12 protein-coding genes and 4 tRNA genes are annotated in these 16,203 nt (G+C 58.8%); all 16 read left to right on the top strand.

Annotation, left to right across the window (positions count from 1 at the left end):
* Positions 1–129 precede the first annotated feature (129 nt).
* The 16 genes from birA to rpoC all read left to right on the top strand — a co-directional run bounded on the left by birA (position 130) and on the right by rpoC (position 16,006).
* A complete protein-coding gene (gene birA, locus ACQ4OD_RS17820; protein ID WP_430944679.1) occupies positions 130–1,089 on the top strand; it encodes a bifunctional biotin--[acetyl-CoA-carboxylase] ligase/biotin operon repressor BirA in 960 nt (319 codons plus the stop codon).
* The gene (locus ACQ4OD_RS17815) at positions 1,079–1,828 is read left to right on the top strand and encodes a pantothenate kinase (protein WP_139668113.1); all 750 of its coding nucleotides are present in this window, start codon (positions 1,079–1,081) and stop codon (positions 1,826–1,828) included. Before birA ends, ACQ4OD_RS17815 begins: the two co-directional genes overlap by 11 nt.
* An 11-nt stretch (positions 1,829–1,839) precedes the next feature.
* Positions 1,840–2,265, top strand: coding sequence for a hypothetical protein (locus tag ACQ4OD_RS17810; protein WP_110703880.1), 426 nt, complete (start codon positions 1,840–1,842; stop codon positions 2,263–2,265).
* A gap of 152 nt (positions 2,266–2,417) precedes the next feature.
* Positions 2,418–2,501, top strand: a tRNA-Tyr gene (locus ACQ4OD_RS17805).
* 24 nt (positions 2,502–2,525) lie between these two features.
* Positions 2,526–2,599, top strand: a tRNA-Gly gene (locus tag ACQ4OD_RS17800).
* Between the two features lie 28 nt (positions 2,600–2,627).
* Positions 2,628–2,703, top strand: a tRNA-Thr gene (locus ACQ4OD_RS17795).
* A gap of 79 nt (positions 2,704–2,782) precedes the next feature.
* Positions 2,783–3,976, top strand: coding sequence for an elongation factor Tu (tuf, locus tag ACQ4OD_RS17790; RefSeq protein ID WP_038707241.1), 1,194 nt, complete (start codon positions 2,783–2,785; stop codon positions 3,974–3,976).
* 54 nt (positions 3,977–4,030) lie between these two features.
* A tRNA-Trp gene (locus ACQ4OD_RS17785) sits at positions 4,031–4,106 on the top strand.
* Positions 4,107–4,150: 44 nt separating this feature from the next.
* A complete protein-coding gene (gene secE / locus ACQ4OD_RS17780; RefSeq protein ID WP_023628745.1) occupies positions 4,151–4,519 on the top strand; it encodes a preprotein translocase subunit SecE in 369 nt (122 codons plus the stop codon).
* Positions 4,520–4,528: 9 nt separating this feature from the next.
* The gene (gene nusG, locus ACQ4OD_RS17775) at positions 4,529–5,062 is read left to right on the top strand and encodes a transcription termination/antitermination protein NusG (protein ID WP_023628746.1); all 534 of its coding nucleotides are present in this window, start codon (positions 4,529–4,531) and stop codon (positions 5,060–5,062) included.
* A 119-nt stretch (positions 5,063–5,181) separates the two neighbouring features.
* Positions 5,182–5,613: a 50S ribosomal protein L11 gene (rplK, locus tag ACQ4OD_RS17770; protein WP_011531881.1), complete on the top strand. Its 432-nt coding sequence runs from the start codon at positions 5,182–5,184 to the stop codon at positions 5,611–5,613.
* Positions 5,613–6,308: a 50S ribosomal protein L1 gene (rplA, locus tag ACQ4OD_RS17765; RefSeq protein WP_023628747.1), complete on the top strand. Its 696-nt coding sequence runs from the start codon at positions 5,613–5,615 to the stop codon at positions 6,306–6,308. The genes rplK and rplA overlap by 1 nt, the downstream gene beginning before the upstream one ends.
* A gap of 198 nt (positions 6,309–6,506) precedes the next feature.
* Positions 6,507–7,007, top strand: a complete 501-nt coding sequence (gene rplJ / locus ACQ4OD_RS17760; RefSeq protein WP_023628748.1) for a 50S ribosomal protein L10 — start codon at positions 6,507–6,509, stop codon at positions 7,005–7,007.
* Positions 7,008–7,084: 77 nt separating this feature from the next.
* Positions 7,085–7,450 (top strand): 50S ribosomal protein L7/L12, encoded by a 366-nt coding sequence (gene rplL / locus ACQ4OD_RS17755; RefSeq protein WP_003255496.1) that lies wholly within the window; start codon positions 7,085–7,087, stop codon positions 7,448–7,450.
* 220 nt (positions 7,451–7,670) lie between these two features.
* Positions 7,671–11,744 (top strand): DNA-directed RNA polymerase subunit beta, encoded by a 4,074-nt coding sequence (gene rpoB / locus ACQ4OD_RS17750; protein ID WP_430944678.1) that lies wholly within the window; start codon positions 7,671–7,673, stop codon positions 11,742–11,744.
* A 62-nt stretch (positions 11,745–11,806) separates the two neighbouring features.
* The gene (gene rpoC / locus ACQ4OD_RS17745; RefSeq protein WP_046857349.1) at positions 11,807–16,006 is read left to right on the top strand and encodes a DNA-directed RNA polymerase subunit beta'; all 4,200 of its coding nucleotides are present in this window, start codon (positions 11,807–11,809) and stop codon (positions 16,004–16,006) included.
* The last annotated feature ends 197 nt before the right edge of the window (positions 16,007–16,203 follow it).

Here is a 16,203-nt window from a genome sequence, read left to right as displayed (position 1 = left end):
TGTGCTTTTGGCAAGTCGATGCGCTCCCTTGTAGGAGCGCGTCGCCTGCAATGCCAACGGTAGCCCTTTTCCTATGCAAGCCCTCGGGGCGTGGCTATCATGCCAGCCTTATTTCGAGTCGAGATTGGCATGCTGAAGTTGTTGAACCTCCTCAAGGATGGCCGGTTCCATTCCGGAGAAGCCCTGGGGGCCGCCCTTGGGGTGAGTCGCAGCGCCGTTTGGAAGCAGCTGCAGCACCTGGAGAGCGAACTGAACCTGACCATTCACAAGGTCCGTGGCCGCGGCTATCAGCTGGCGGCGCCGTTGAACCTGCTCGAAGCGCAGGCGATCGCCAAGTTCTCCCAGGGCGAGCCATGGCCGGTGTTCATTCACGAAACCATCGACTCCACCAATGCCGAAGGGCTGAGGCTGGTCGCGCGAGGGCAGGCTGCGCCGTTTCTGGTGCTGGCCGAACGCCAGAGTGCAGGTCGCGGTCGGCGCGGGCGCCCGTGGGTCAGTCCTTTTGCCGAAAACCTCTATTACAGCCTGGTCTTGCGCATCGATGGTGGCATGCGTCAGCTCGAGGGTTTGAGCCTGGTGGTCGGCCTGGCGGTAATGCGTACACTGCAGGCGTTCGGGCTAAAGGATGTGGGGCTCAAGTGGCCCAACGATGTCCTTGCCGGCGGGCGCAAGATCACCGGGATCCTCCTGGAGCTGGTCGGGGATCCTGCGGACGTCTGCCATGTAGTGCTGGGTATTGGTATCAATGTAAACATGCAAGGCAACGAACAGATCGATCAGCAATGGGCCTCTATGCGCGGCGAAGCTGGGCAATTGGTGGATCGCAACCACCTGGTGGCGGTGCTCAGCCAGCAGTTGCAACACGAGCTTGGTCGCCATCGCCGCTATGGTTTCGCTGCGTTCCAGGAAGAATGGGAACAGGCGCATCTTTGGCAGGGGCGTAAAGTTTCACTTGTCGCGGGCACCTCGCGTATCGAAGGCGTCGCGCTGGGGGTGGATGGCCAGGGCGGCTTGCGTCTGGAGGTCGATGGTGTGGAGAAGAGCTTCAGCGGCGGCGAGCTGAGCCTGAGGTTGCGTGATGATTCTTGAGCTCGATTGTGGAAACAGCTTTATCAAGTGGCGCGTCATCCATTCAGCCGACGCCACCATCAATGGAGGTGGCATCGTGGACTCCGACCAGGCATTGGTCGCAGCTGTCGCGGGGCTCTCGAGCCTGCGTCTGACTGCTTGCCGCATGGTCAGTGTACGCAGTGAAGAGGAAACTTCATCGCTGTGTGCGCTGATCCAGGCCTCGTTCGGTGTCGAGGCAAACGTGGCCCAGCCTGTGAGGGAAATGGCTGGCGTGCGCAATGGCTATGACGATTATCAGCGCCTGGGCATGGACCGCTGGCTGGGGGCGCTGGGCGCCTATCACCTGGCCAAGCGTGCTTGCCTGGTCATCGATTTCGGCACTGCGGCCAAGGCCGATTTCGTCGCGGCCAATGGTGAGCACCTTGGTGGCTACATCTGCCCGGGCATGCCGCTGATGCGTAGCCAGTTGCGTACCCATACCCGGCGTATTCGCTATGACGATGCGTCGGCCGAGCGCGCCCTGAACAGCCTGGCGCCGGGGCGCTCGACCGTCGAGGCGGTCGAGCGTGGTTGTGTGCTGATGCTCCAGGGCTTCGCCCGTACCCAGGTCGAGCAGGCCAGGGCGATGTGGGGTGAGGACTTCACTGTCTTTCTGACTGGTGGAGATGCGCCCTTGGTGCAGGAGGCGGCGCCGAAGGCTCGGATCGTGCCGGACCTGGTATTCGTCGGTTTGGCCATGGCCTGTCCATTGAACTGAGGTGACTGACTATGCGCTGGTTGTTTCTGCTGTTGGTTGTGCTCAACGTCTTTTATTACGTGTGGCATCAGCAGGAAGCTCCCCTGAGGGTCAAGGAAGTCGCCCCGTTGGCTTTGTACAAAGGTTCCCAGCAGGAAATCCGCCTGTTGCGTGAAACCGGAGTTGCGGCGCCCGCCCGACGCCGTGACGAATGTCTGGTTGTTGGGGGGATGACTGCGCCCGAGCAACTCGAGGCCTTGCGTCAGCGGCTGGTCAGTCTGGATATCGCTGCCCTGCCAGTGGTTGGTCAGCTCCCGGGTGCCGAGGGGCTATGGCTCAAGGTTGCCCCGGAAAGCGAGCGTTTGCTGGACCCAGCTGTGCTCTCGACTCTTTCCAAGGATTTCAAAGACTTAAAACACAAAATTATTTTGTGCGAGGGTATTGCAACTGCTGAATAGCTTGATAGAATGGCGCCCGCTTCACAGGGAACATCACTTAGGTGGTAGATCTGGAGGCAGTGTCAAAGCAGCTAAGTTTCAGATTTGATTGAAAAAATTTGAAAAAACGCTTGACACTGGGGCGGCAGCCAAATAGAATGCCGGCCACATCTGGAGGGATTCCCGAGCGGCCAAAGGGGACGGACTGTAAATCCGTTGCGAGAGCTTCGAAGGTTCGAATCCTTCTCCCTCCACCAGTTTTAGCGAGAGCTGCAAGCTCCGCGGGTATAGTTTAGTGGTAGAACCTCAGCCTTCCAAGCTGATGATGCGGGTTCGATTCCCGCTACCCGCTCCAAGTTTGCTGTTGTTGCACAAAGTGTTTCGCTCTTGTAGCTCAGTTGGTAGAGCACACCCTTGGTAAGGGTGAGGTCAGCGGTTCAAGTCCGCTCAAGAGCTCCATATAAACAAGGCAGATATGAAAATATCTGCCTTTGTTTTATCAGCGGTATGACTATTTCTTCTGCGGAGGACTGTATCGATGGCTAAGGAAAAGTTTGATCGTTCGCTACCTCACGTTAACGTCGGCACTATCGGCCACGTTGACCACGGTAAGACCACTCTGACTGCAGCGCTGACCCGCGTCTGCTCCGAAGTTTTCGGTTCGGCCGTCGTTGAGTTCGACAAGATCGACTCGGCTCCGGAAGAAAAAGCTCGCGGTATCACCATCAACACCGCGCACGTCGAGTACAACTCGAACATTCGTCACTACGCTCACGTTGACTGCCCAGGTCACGCTGACTACGTGAAGAACATGATCACCGGTGCTGCCCAGATGGACGGCGCGATCCTGGTTTGCTCGGCCGCCGATGGTCCGATGCCACAAACCCGTGAGCACATCCTGCTGTCCCGTCAGGTTGGCGTTCCGTACATCGTGGTCTTCCTGAACAAGGCTGACCTGGTAGACGACGCTGAGCTGCTGGAACTGGTCGAGATGGAAGTTCGCGACCTGCTGTCCACCTACGACTTCCCAGGCGACGACACCCCGATCATCATCGGTTCGGCTCGTATGGCGCTGGAAGGCAAAGACGACAACGAAATGGGCACTACCGCTGTCAAGAAGCTGGTAGAAACTCTGGATGCCTACATCCCTGAGCCAGTTCGTGCCATCGATCAGCCGTTCCTGATGCCAATCGAAGACGTATTCTCGATCTCGGGTCGTGGTACCGTTGTTACCGGTCGTATCGAGCGTGGTATCGTCCGCGTTCAGGACGCCCTGGAAATCGTTGGTCTGCGTGACACCACCACCACCACCTGCACCGGTGTTGAGATGTTCCGCAAGCTGCTGGACGAAGGTCGTGCTGGCGAGAACTGCGGCGTTCTGCTGCGTGGTACCAAGCGTGACGACGTTGAGCGTGGCCAGGTTCTGGTCAAGCCAGGTTCGGTCAAGCCGCACACCAAGTTCACCGCAGAAGTCTACGTCCTGTCGAAGGAAGAAGGCGGTCGTCACACTCCGTTCTTCAAAGGCTACCGTCCTCAGTTCTACTTCCGTACCACTGACGTGACCGGTAACTGCGAACTGCCGGAAGGCGTTGAAATGGTAATGCCAGGTGACAACATCCAGATGACTGTCACCCTGATCAAGACCATCGCAATGGAAGACGGTCTGCGTTTCGCCATCCGTGAAGGCGGTCGTACCGTCGGCGCCGGCGTCGTAGCAAAAATTATCGAATAAGTAGTTGATTTACTTGATCAGGCCGGTATAATGGCCGGCCTGATACAGCGTTACAGGTCAGTAGCTCAATTGGCAGAGCGACGGTCTCCAAAACCGTAGGTTGGGGGTTCGATTCCCTCCTGACCTGCCATTCACCTCGGTGTGATTGGCTTTCTTCTTACAGGATCCTCCCCGATGACTCCCAAAACTGAAGCCCAAGAATCGCGTTTCGACTTGTTCAAGTGGCTGGCTGTAGTGGCTTTGGTGGTTGTCGCCGTTGTGGGTAATCAGTATTACTCCGCCTCGCCGATCCTGTACCGCGTTCTTGCACTTCTCGCCCTGGCTGCGGTTGCAGGCTTCGTTGCCTTGCAGACTGCGAAGGGTAAGTCGTTCTTCACGCTGGCGAAGGAAGCGCGGACCGAGATCCGTAAAGTCGTGTGGCCGACCCGCCAAGAAACCACTCAGACCACGCTGATTGTCGTGGCTGTTGTTCTGGTTATGGCACTGCTGCTGTGGGGTCTCGACTCCCTGCTCGGTTGGGCGGTCTCCTTGATTGTTGGCTAAGGGTGTCCCGTGGCTAAGCGTTGGTACGTAGTGCATGCTTACTCGGGTTACGAGAAGCATGTGATGCGCTCCCTGATCGAGCGCGTCAAGCTGGCTGGCATGGAAGACGAATTCGGCGAGATCCTGGTCCCGACCGAAGAAGTCGTTGAAATGCGTAACGGCCAGAAGCGCAAGAGCGAGCGCAAATTCTTCCCTGGCTATGTATTGGTCCAGATGGAAATGAACGAAGGGACTTGGCACCTTGTCAAGGATACCCCTCGGGTCATGGGTTTCATTGGTGGTACCGCAGACAAGCCTGCGCCGATCACTGATAAAGAGGCCGAGGCAATCCTCCGTCGCGTTGCCGATGGTAGTGACAAGCCGAAGCCGAAGACGTTGTTCGAGCCGGGTGAAGTGGTTCGAGTCGTTGATGGTCCGTTTGCTGACTTCAATGGCACCGTCGAAGAGGTTAACTACGAAAAGAGCCGCCTGCAGGTTGCAGTGCTCATTTTCGGTCGCTCTACTCCGGTGGAGCTCGAGTTCGGCCAGGTCGAGAAGGTCTAGCAGGACGAAGCATCCCATACCCCGCAGCCCTATGTGCTGCGGGGTTTTGTCGTCACTGGGATAAAACGCAAGTCATCCGGGGAGCCATCTGGCGTTTGTACCCGATTTTGGAGTAGCTCATGGCTAAGAAGATTCAGGCTTACATCAAGCTGCAAGTAAAGGCCGGCCAGGCCAACCCAAGCCCACCCGTTGGTCCAGCACTGGGTCAACACGGTGTGAACATCATGGAATTCTGCAAGGCCTTCAACGCCCGTACTCAGGGTCAAGAGCCAGGTCTGCCGACTCCAGTGATCATCACTGTCTACAGTGACCGTAGCTTCACCTTCGAAACCAAGAGCACCCCTGCCTCGGTTCTGCTGAAGAAAGCTGCTGGCCTGACCAGTGGTTCGGCTCGCCCGAACACCGTTAAAGTCGGTACCGTTACCCGCGCTCAGCTGGAAGACATCGCGAAAGCCAAACAGGCTGACCTGACTGCCGCTGACCTGGACGCTGCTGTACGCACCATCGCTGGCTCTGCCCGCAGCATGGGCCTGAACGTGGAGGGTGTGTAATGGCTAAGCTGACCAAGCGCCAAAAGGCAATCGCCGAAAAAATCGAAGCAGGCAAGGCCTACAACTTCGAAGAAGCGGCAACTCTGCTGGCCTCGCTGCCTGCTGCCAAGTTCGTCGAGTCCTACGACATCGCCGTCAACCTCGGTGTTGACCCGCGTAAATCCGACCAGGTCGTACGTAGCGCTACCGTGCTGCCGCACGGCACTGGCAAGACCGTACGTGTTGCCGTCTTCACCCAGGGCCCGGCTGCTGAAGCCGCTCTGGCTGCCGGCGCTGACCGCGTAGGTATGGACGATCTGGCTGCCGAAATGAAAGGCGGCGACCTGAACTATGACGTCGTCATCGCATCGCCTGATGCCATGCGTGTTGTAGGTCAGCTGGGTCAGGTTCTGGGTCCTCGCGGCCTGATGCCTAACCCGAAAGTCGGTACCGTTACCCCAGACGTAGCCACTGCCGTGAAAAACGCCAAGGCTGGTCAGGTTCGCTACCGTACCGACAAGAACGGTATCATCCACACCTCCGTTGGCAAGATCGGCTTTGAAGCTGGCAAGCTGAAGGAAAACGTTGAAGCCCTGATCGCTGATCTGAAGCGTATCAAGCCGGCTTCCTCGAAAGGTATCTACGTCAAGCGCGTTACCCTGAGCACCACCATGGGCCCAGGTCTGATCATCGATCAGAGCTCGCTGGACGTGTAAGACCATGCCGGCGGGTGTAAGCTCGCCGGCAGCAAAAATTGGGGTCCCTGCCTGGCGGGGGCTATCCAAGACCGTAGGCGGCGCAAGCCTTAAACAACCAGCCTACGCAGATGGTGCTCCCGGTTCCTTACCGAATCAGACACCAAAACGACATCCGGCTTCGGCCAGATGAAACGGTAACAAGCAGGAGTTTTACCCGTGGCAATTAAACTCGAAGACAAGAAGGCCATCGTCGCTGAAGTCAACGAGGCTGCCAAAGTCGCTCTGTCCGCTGTCGTGGCTGATGCCCGTGGTGTGACTGTAGGCGCAATGACCGGACTCCGTAAAGAGGCTCGTGAAGCTGGCGTATACGTACGTGTCGTACGTAACACCCTGCTCAAGCGCGCTGTTGCCGACACTGAATTCAGTGTCCTCAACGACGCCTTCACTGGCCCGACCCTGATCGCTTTCTCCAACGAACACCCGGGCGCCGCTGCTCGTCTGTTCAAGGAGTTCGCCAAGGGTCAGGACAAGTTCGAGATCAAGGCAGCTGCGTTTGACGGCAAGTTCATTGCAGCGAACCAGATCGACGTGTTGGCTACCCTGCCGACCCGCGACGAAGCCATCGCGAAGCTGATGAGCGTGATTCAAGGCGCTACCAGCAAGCTGGCCCGTACCCTGGCAGCCATTCGCGACCAGAAAGAAGCCACCGCTGCCTAAGGCACCGGAAACTCTTTCAAATCATACGTTTAATTTGATAGCTGCGTAGGCTGTCACCCCAATACAGGATTTAAGTCATGTCTCTGACTAACGAGCAAATCATCGAAGCAATCGGCCAGAAAACCGTTCTGGAAGTTGTTGAGCTGATCAAAGCAATGGAAGAAACCTTCGGTGTTACCGCTGCTGTTGCCGCTGCCGGCCCAGCTGCTGCCGCTGCCGTTGTTGAAGAGCAAACCGAGTTCAACGTTGTTCTGGTTGAAGCCGGCGACAAGAAAGTAAACGTGATCAAGGCCGTTCGCGAGCTGACTGGTCTGGGCCTGAAAGAAGCCAAAGAGAAAGTCGATGGCGCTCCTCAGGTTGTAGCTGAAGGCGTTTCGAAAGAAGCCGCTGAAGACGCTAAGAAGAAGCTGGAAGAAGCAGGCGCTAAAGTCGAGCTGAAGTAATTTCGACTTTGCGATGCCAGCCCGAGCGTCAAGCGAAGGGCTGATGGCTGGTGGCTTATGCCACCGGCCTTTTTCCGTTATTGGTGGCCGATCAGGTCGGCCCCGATAACGAGCTGCAAGACACCCAAGAGGGTGGCGCAAACCAAAGGGTTTGCACGATTTTCTGGCTGCTCCCGCCGGGAGATGCCAAACAAGCAGGTGACCAAGCTGGGGAATGCTGATGGCTTACTCATACACTGAGAAAAAACGTATCCGCAAGGACTTTAGCAAGTTGCCGGACGTCATGGATGTGCCGTACCTCCTGGCCATCCAGCTGGATTCGTATCGCGAATTCCTGCAGGCGGGAGCATCCAAGGATCAGTTCCGCGACGTCGGTCTGCATGCGGCCTTCAAATCGGTATTCCCGATCATCAGCTACTCCGGCAATGCTGCCCTGGAGTACGTCGGCTATCGCCTGGGCGAGCCGGCTTTCGATGTGAAGGAATGTGTCCTGCGCGGTGTGACCTTCGCGGTCCCGCTGCGGGTGAAGGTGCGCCTGATCATCTTCGACAAGGAATCGTCGAATAAAGCGATCAAGGACATCAAAGAGCAAGAAGTCTACATGGGTGAAATTCCCCTGATGACTGAAAACGGTACCTTCGTTATCAACGGTACCGAGCGTGTGATCGTCTCCCAGCTGCACCGTTCGCCTGGTGTGTTCTTCGACCACGACCGTGGCAAGACGCACAGCTCCGGTAAGCTGCTGTACTCCGCGCGCATCATCCCTTACCGCGGTTCGTGGCTGGACTTCGAGTTCGACCCGAAAGACTGCGTGTTCGTACGTATCGACCGTCGCCGCAAACTGCCGGCCTCGGTACTGCTGCGTGCCCTGGGTTACAGCACCGAAGAGGTTCTGAACATCTTCTACACCACCAACGTGTTCCACCTTTCCGGCGAGAAGCTCAGCCTGGAACTGGTGCCTCAGCGTCTGCGTGGTGAAGTTGCGGTCATGGATATCCATGACGACAGCGGCAAGGTCATCGTCGAGCAAGGCCGCCGTATTACCGCGCGCCACATCAACCAGCTGGAAAAGGCTGGCGTGAAAGAGCTCGACGTTCCGCTGGAGTACGTACTGGGTCGCACCACCGCCAAGGCGATCGTGCATCCGGCTACCGGCGAGATCATTGCCGAGTGCAACACCGAGCTGACCACCGACCTGCTGGTGAAGATCGCCAAGGCCCAGGTCGTTCGCGTCGAGACGCTGTACACCAACGACATCGACTGCGGTCCGTTCATTTCCGATACGCTGAAGATCGACACCACCAGCAACCAACTGGAAGCGCTGGTCGAGATCTACCGCATGATGCGTCCAGGCGAGCCGCCAACCAAGGACGCCGCCGAGACCCTGTTCAACAACCTGTTCTTCAGCGCCGAGCGTTACGATCTGTCCGCTGTTGGCCGCATGAAGTTCAACCGTCGTATCGGTCGCACCGAGATCGAAGGTTCGGGCGTGCTGAGCAAGGAAGACATCGTCGAGGTCCTCAAGACCCTGGTCGATATCCGTAACGGCAAAGGCATCGTCGACGACATCGACCACCTGGGTAACCGTCGCGTCCGTTGCGTCGGCGAGATGGCCGAGAACCAGTTCCGCGTTGGCCTGGTGCGTGTTGAACGCGCGGTCAAAGAGCGTCTGTCAATGGCTGAAAGCGAAGGCCTGATGCCGCAGGACCTGATCAACGCCAAGCCGGTTGCGGCGGCGGTGAAAGAGTTCTTCGGTTCCAGCCAGCTTTCGCAGTTCATGGACCAGAACAACCCGCTTTCCGAGATCACCCACAAGCGCCGCGTCTCCGCACTCGGCCCGGGCGGTCTGACCCGTGAGCGTGCTGGCTTCGAAGTCCGTGACGTACACCCGACCCACTACGGCCGCGTGTGCCCGATCGAGACTCCTGAAGGTCCGAACATCGGTCTGATCAACTCCCTGGCGGCCTATGCCCGCACCAACCAGTACGGCTTCCTGGAAAGCCCGTACCGTGTGGTGAAGGAAGGCGTGGTCAGCGACGACATCGTGTTCCTGTCCGCCATCGAAGAGGCCGATCACGTGATCGCCCAGGCTTCGGCCGCGATGAACGACAAGAAGCAGCTGATCGATGAGCTGGTAGCTGTTCGTCACCTGAACGAATTCACCGTCAAGGCGCCGGAAGACGTCACCCTGATGGACGTTTCGCCGAAGCAGGTAGTTTCGGTTGCCGCGTCGCTGATTCCGTTCCTCGAGCACGACGACGCCAACCGTGCGTTGATGGGTTCCAACATGCAGCGTCAGGCTGTACCGACCCTGCGCGCCGACAAGCCGCTGGTAGGTACCGGCATGGAGCGCAACGTTGCCCGTGACTCCGGTGTCTGCGTGGTTGCTCGCCGCGGTGGTGTGATCGACTCGGTCGACGCCAGCCGTATCGTCGTGCGCGTTGCCGACGACGAAGTCGAGACTGGTGAAGCAGGTGTGGATATCTACAACCTGACCAAATACACCCGCTCCAACCAGAACACTTGCATCAACCAGCGTCCGCTGGTCAGCAAGGGTGACAAGGTTGCGCGTGGCGACATCATGGCCGACGGCCCGTCCACCGACATGGGTGAACTGGCACTGGGTCAGAACATGCGCATCGCGTTCATGGCGTGGAACGGCTTCAACTTCGAAGACTCCATCTGCCTGTCCGAGCGTGTGGTTCAGGAAGACCGCTTCACCACGATCCACATCCAGGAACTGACCTGTGTGGCCCGTGACACCAAGCTTGGCCCAGAGGAAATCACCGCGGACATCCCGAACGTCGGTGAAGCTGCGCTGAACAAGCTGGACGAAGCCGGTATCGTCTACGTGGGTGCCGAAGTCGGCGCTGGCGACATCCTGGTCGGCAAGGTCACTCCGAAAGGCGAGACCCAGCTGACTCCGGAAGAAAAACTGCTGCGTGCGATCTTCGGTGAGAAGGCCAGCGACGTCAAAGACACCTCCCTGCGTGTGCCGACCGGCACCAAGGGTACCGTCATCGACGTACAGGTCTTCACCCGTGATGGCGTCGAGCGCGACAGCCGCGCCCTGGCCATCGAGAAGATGCAGCTGGACGAGATCCGCAAGGACCTCAACGAAGAGTTCCGCATCGTCGAAGGCGCGACCTTCGAGCGTCTGCGTTCGGCTCTGAACGGCCAGGTGGTTGACGGTGGCGCGGGCCTGAAGAAAGGCACCGTGATCAGCGACGACGTGCTGAACGGTCTGGAGCACGGCCAGTGGTTCAAACTGCGCATGGCCGAAGATGCACTGAACGAGCAGCTGGAAAAGGCTCAGCAGTACATCGTCGATCGCCGTCGCCTGCTGGACGACAAGTTCGAAGACAAGAAGCGCAAGCTGCAGCAGGGCGATGACCTGGCTCCGGGCGTACTGAAGATCGTCAAGGTCTACCTGGCAATCCGCCGTCGCATCCAGCCGGGTGACAAGATGGCCGGTCGTCACGGTAACAAGGGTGTCGTCTCGGTAATCATGCCGGTCGAAGACATGCCGCACGACGCCAACGGTACTCCGGTCGACGTCGTACTGAACCCGCTGGGCGTACCTTCGCGTATGAACGTCGGTCAGATCCTTGAAACCCACCTGGGCCTCGCGGCCAAGGGCCTGGGCGAGAAGATCGACCGCATGATCGAAGAGCAGCGCAAAGCCGCTGAACTGCGCACCTTCCTCACCGAGATCTACAACGAGATCGGTGGTCGTCAGGAGAACCTGGAAGAGTTCACCGACGAAGAGATCATCGCCCTGGCGAACAACCTGAAGAAGGGCGTGCCGATGGCCACTCCAGTCTTCGACGGTGCCAAGGAGCGTGAGATCAAGGCCATGCTGAAACTGGCAGATCTGCCAGAGAGCGGCCAGATGGTGCTGTTCGATGGCCGTACCGGCAACAAGTTCGAGCGTCCGGTGACCGTTGGTTACATGTACATGCTCAAGCTGAACCACTTGGTGGACGACAAGATGCACGCGCGTTCCACTGGTTCCTACAGCCTGGTTACCCAGCAGCCGCTGGGTGGTAAGGCGCAGTTCGGTGGTCAGCGTTTCGGGGAGATGGAAGTGTGGGCGCTGGAAGCATACGGCGCGGCATACACCCTGCAAGAAATGCTCACAGTGAAGTCGGACGACGTGAACGGCCGTACCAAGATGTACAAGAACATCGTGGATGGCGATCACCGTATGGAGCCGGGCATGCCCGAGTCCTTCAACGTGTTGATCAAAGAGATCCGTTCCCTCGGTATCGATATCGATCTGGAAACCGAATAACACGTGACGCGAGGGGAGTGGGCAGGTAATGCCCGCTCCCTGCTCCGCCAGGAGGAAAGGCCTTGAAAGACCTACTGAATTTGCTGAAAAACCAGGGTCAAGTCGAAGAGTTCGACGCCATCCGCATCGGTCTGGCGTCGCCTGAAATGATCCGTTCGTGGTCGTTCGGTGAAGTCAAGAAGCCGGAAACCATCAACTACCGTACGTTCAAGCCTGAGCGTGACGGCCTGTTCTGCGCCAAGATCTTTGGCCCAGTCAAGGACTACGAGTGCCTGTGCGGCAAGTACAAGCGCCTCAAGCACCGCGGCGTGATCTGCGAGAAGTGCGGCGTTGAAGTTGCCCTGGCCAAGGTTCGTCGTGAGCGCATGGCGCACATCGAACTGGCCTCGCCGGTTGCCCACATCTGGTTCCTGAAGTCGCTGCCGTCCCGTATCGGCCTGCTGATGGACATGACCCTGCGTGACATCGAGCGCGTGCTCTACTTCGAGAGCTACGTGGTGATCGATCCGGGCATGACCACCCTCGAGAAGGGCCAGCTGCTGAACGACGAGCAGTACTTCGAAGCGCTGGAAGAGTTCGGTGACGACTTCGACGCCCGCATGGGTGCCGAGGCTGTCCGCGAGCTGCTGCACGCTATCGACCTGGAGCACGAGATCGGCCGCCTGCGCGAAGAAATTCCGCAGACCAACTCGGAAACCAAGATCAAGAAGCTGTCCAAGCGCCTGAAGCTGATGGAAGCTTTCCAGGGCTCGGGCAACCTGCCTGAGTGGATGGTCCTGACCGTCCTGCCAGTACTGCCGCCGGACCTGCGTCCGCTGGTACCGCTGGATGGCGGCCGCTTCGCGACCTCCGACCTGAACGACCTGTATCGTCGGGTGATCAACCGTAACAACCGTCTGAAGCGCCTGCTCGATCTGTCGGCGCCGGACATCATCGTGCGCAACGAAAAGCGCATGCTGCAGGAAGCGGTCGACGCCCTGCTCGACAACGGCCGTCGCGGTCGCGCCATCACTGGCTCGAACAAGCGTCCGCTGAAGTCCCTGGCCGACATGATCAAAGGTAAGCAGGGTCGCTTCCGTCAGAACTTGCTCGGTAAGCGCGTGGACTACTCCGGTCGTTCGGTAATTACCGTAGGCCCGACCCTGCGTCTGCACCAGTGCGGTCTGCCGAAGAAGATGGCCCTCGAGCTGTTCAAGCCGTTCATTTTCGGCAAGCTGGAAATGCGTGGTCTGGCGACCACCATCAAGGCTGCCAAGAAGATGGTCGAGCGCGAGCTGCCGGAGGTGTGGGACGTGCTCGCCGAGGTGATCCGCGAACACCCCGTACTGCTCAACCGTGCGCCTACCCTGCACCGTCTGGGTATCCAGGCGTTCGAGCCTGTGTTGATCGAAGGTAAGGCGATCCAGCTGCACCCGCTGGTCTGCGCCGCGTACAACGCCGACTTCGACGGTGACCAGATGGCCGTTCACGTGCCGCTGACCCTGGAAGCCCAGCTCGAAGCGCGTGCGCTCATGATGTCGACCAACAACATCCTGTCGCCAGCCAACGGTGAGCCAATCATCGTTCCGTCGCAGGACGTGGTACTGGGTCTGTACTACATGACCCGTGAAGCCATCAACGCCAAGGGCGAAGGTCGCGTATTCGCCGACCTGCAGGAAGTCGACCGCGTATTCCGCGCCGGCGAAGCCGCCCTGCACGCGAAAATCAAGGTTCGTATCAACGAAACCGTGAAAGACCGTGATGGCAGCATCACCAAGAACACCCGTATCGTCGACACCACCGTCGGCCGTGCGCTGCTGTTCCAGGTAGTACCGGCCGGCCTGCCGTTCGACGTCGTCAACCAGTCGATGAAGAAGAAGGCGATCTCCAAGCTGATCAACCAGTGCTACCGCGTGGTGGGTCTGAAAGAGACCGTGATCTTCGCTGACCAGCTGATGTACACCGGTTTTGCCTACTCGACCATTTCCGGCGTTTCGATCGGCGTTAACGACTTCGTTATCCCGGACGAGAAAGCCCGCATCATCGGTACCGCTACCGACGAAGTGAAGGAAATCGAGAGCCAGTACGCCTCCGGCCTGGTCACCCAGGGCGAGAAGTACAACAAGGTCATCGACTTGTGGTCCAAGGCGAACGACGAAGTGTCCAAGGCGATGATGGCCAACCTCTCGAAAGAGAAGGTAGTCGATCGCGAGGGCAAGGAAGTCGAGCAAGAGTCCTTCAACTCGATGTACATGATGGCCGACTCCGGTGCGCGTGGTTCCGCCGCCCAGATCCGTCAGCTGGCCGGTATGCGTGGCCTGATGGCCAAGCCGGACGGCTCGATCATCGAGACGCCGATCACCGCGAACTTCCGTGAAGGTCTGAGCGTACTGCAGTACTTCATCTCGACTCACGGTGCTCGTAAAGGTCTGGCGGATACCGCGTTGAAGACCGCGAACTCCGGTTACCTGACTCGCCGTCTGGTGGACGTTGCCCAGGATCTGGTCGTGACCGAGATCGACTGCGGCACCGACCAGGGTCTGCTGATGACCCCGCACATCGAAGGCGGCGACGTTGTCGAGCCGCTGGGTGAGCGCGTACTGGGTCGTGTCATCGCCCGTGACGTATTCAAGCCAGGCACCGAGGACGTCATCGTTCCGGCCGGTACCCTGGTAGACGAGCAGTGGGTCGAGTTCATCGAGCTGAACAGCATCGACGAAGTCGTCGTGCGCTCGCCGATCAACTGTGAAACCCGCTACGGCATCTGCGCCAAGTGCTACGGTCGTGACCTGGCGCGCGGCCACCAGGTGAACATCGGTGAAGCTGTCGGCGTTATCGCCGCGCAGTCGATCGGTGAGCCGGGTACCCAGCTGACCATGCGTACGTTCCACATCGGTGGTGCTGCAAGCCGTACTTCGGCTGCCGACAGCGTCCAGGTGAAGAACGGCGGTATGGTGCGCCTGCACAACCTGAAACAGGTTGAGCGTGCCGACGGTAACCTGGTTGCCGTATCGCGTTCCGGCGAGCTGGCGATTGCCGACGAGTTCGGTCGTGAGCGTGAGCGTTACAAGCTGCCTTACGGTGCCGTGATTTCGGTCAAGGAAGGTGACAAGGTCGAAGCTGGCGCCATCGTCGCCAAGTGGGACCCGCACACCCACCCGATCGTTACCGAGCTGAAAGGTACCGTGACCTTCGTGGGCATGGAAGAAAACATCACCATCAAGCGTCAGACCGATGAACTGACCGGCTTGACCAACATTGAAGTCCTGGACGTCAAGGATCGCCCTGCCGCAGGCAAGGAAATCCGTCCGGCGATCAAGATGGTCGACGCCAACGGCAAGGACCTGTACCTGCCAGGTACCGACGTACCTGCCCAGTACTTCCTGCCGGCCAACGCCCTCGTCGGCGTGGCTGACGGTGCCCAGATCGGCGTCGGTGACGTTATCGCGCGTATCCCGCAAGAAACGTCGAAGACCCGTGACATCACCGGTGGTCTGCCACGCGTTGCCGACTTGTTTGAAGCGCGCCGTCCGAAAGAAGCCTCGATCCTGGCTGAAGTCAGCGGCACCATCGCGTTCGGTAAAGAGACCAAGGGCAAGCGTCGCCTGGTCATCACTCCGACCGACGGTAGCGATCCGTATGAAGAGCTGATTCCGAAGTGGCGCCACCTGAACGTCTTCGAAGGCGAACAGGTCAACCGCGGCGAAGTTATCTCCGACGGCCCGAGCGATCCGCACGACATCCTGCGTCTGCTGGGTGTGAGCGCGCTGGCGAAGTACATCGTCAACGAGATCCAGGACGTTTACCGTCTGCAAGGCGTGAAGATCAACGACAAGCACATCGAGACCATCCTGCGTCAGATGCTGCGCAAGGTCGAGATCTCCGAGTCGGGCGATTCCAGCTTCATCAAGGGCGACCAGATGGAACTGACTCAGGTCCTGGTAGAGAACGAGCGTCTCGCCGGCGAAGACAAGTTCATCTCCAAGTTCACCCGTGTGTTGCTGGGTATCACCAAGGCCTCGCTGTCCACCGAATCGTTCATCTCGGCGGCTTCCTTCCAGGAAACCACCCGTGTACTGACCGAGGCGGCGGTAACCGGCAAGCGTGACTACCTGCGCGGCCTGAAAGAGAACGTGGTCGTGGGTCGTCTGATCCCGGCCGGTACTGGTCTGGCCTATCACAGCGAGCGTAAGCGTCGCCGTGATGCCGACAAACCGCTGCGTGTGAGCGCCAGTGAGGTGGAAGCCGCACTGACCGAAGCGCTGAATTCCAGCGGTAACTAAGTACAGGGCAGGGCCCCGGCAAGCCTCGAGCGGGCATCGGCGACATGATTTGTTGCCGATGACCGGGCGAGGAGGGCCGGGGCCTCGTCTTGACTGGGTGCAAGATCCTCTTTAGACTTTTGTACCCTTAAATTTGGTGAGGCTCCGTCTCGCCAATTTTTGGCTTTCTTGCAAGACAATAGAGTCGCAAGACAATC

It is taken from the genome of Pseudomonas sp. WC1, assembly GCF_050586565.1.
GTDB lineage: Bacteria > Pseudomonadota > Gammaproteobacteria > Pseudomonadales > Pseudomonadaceae > Aquipseudomonas.
Note: the sequence above shows the minus strand (reverse complement) of the source record. Positions and strands in the feature narration are given on the sequence as shown.

What these genes read in the sequence shown, in the direction of transcription:
- ACQ4OD_RS17815 (WP_139668113.1), top strand. Translation starts at nt 1,079, where the DNA reads ATGATTCTTGAGCTCGATTGTGGAAACAGCTTTATCAAGTGGCGCGTC.
- birA (WP_430944679.1), top strand. Translation starts at nt 130, where the DNA reads ATGCTGAAGTTGTTGAACCTCCTCAAGGATGGCCGGTTCCATTCCGGA.
- rplA (WP_023628747.1), top strand. Translation starts at nt 5,613, where the DNA reads ATGGCTAAGCTGACCAAGCGCCAAAAGGCAATCGCCGAAAAAATCGAA.
- rplL (WP_003255496.1), top strand. Translation starts at nt 7,085, where the DNA reads ATGTCTCTGACTAACGAGCAAATCATCGAAGCAATCGGCCAGAAAACC.
- rpoB (WP_430944678.1), top strand. Translation starts at nt 7,671, where the DNA reads ATGGCTTACTCATACACTGAGAAAAAACGTATCCGCAAGGACTTTAGC.
- secE (WP_023628745.1), top strand. Translation starts at nt 4,151, where the DNA reads ATGACTCCCAAAACTGAAGCCCAAGAATCGCGTTTCGACTTGTTCAAG.
- tuf (WP_038707241.1), top strand. Translation starts at nt 2,783, where the DNA reads ATGGCTAAGGAAAAGTTTGATCGTTCGCTACCTCACGTTAACGTCGGC.
- rplK (WP_011531881.1), top strand. Translation starts at nt 5,182, where the DNA reads ATGGCTAAGAAGATTCAGGCTTACATCAAGCTGCAAGTAAAGGCCGGC.
- ACQ4OD_RS17810 (WP_110703880.1), top strand. Translation starts at nt 1,840, where the DNA reads ATGCGCTGGTTGTTTCTGCTGTTGGTTGTGCTCAACGTCTTTTATTAC.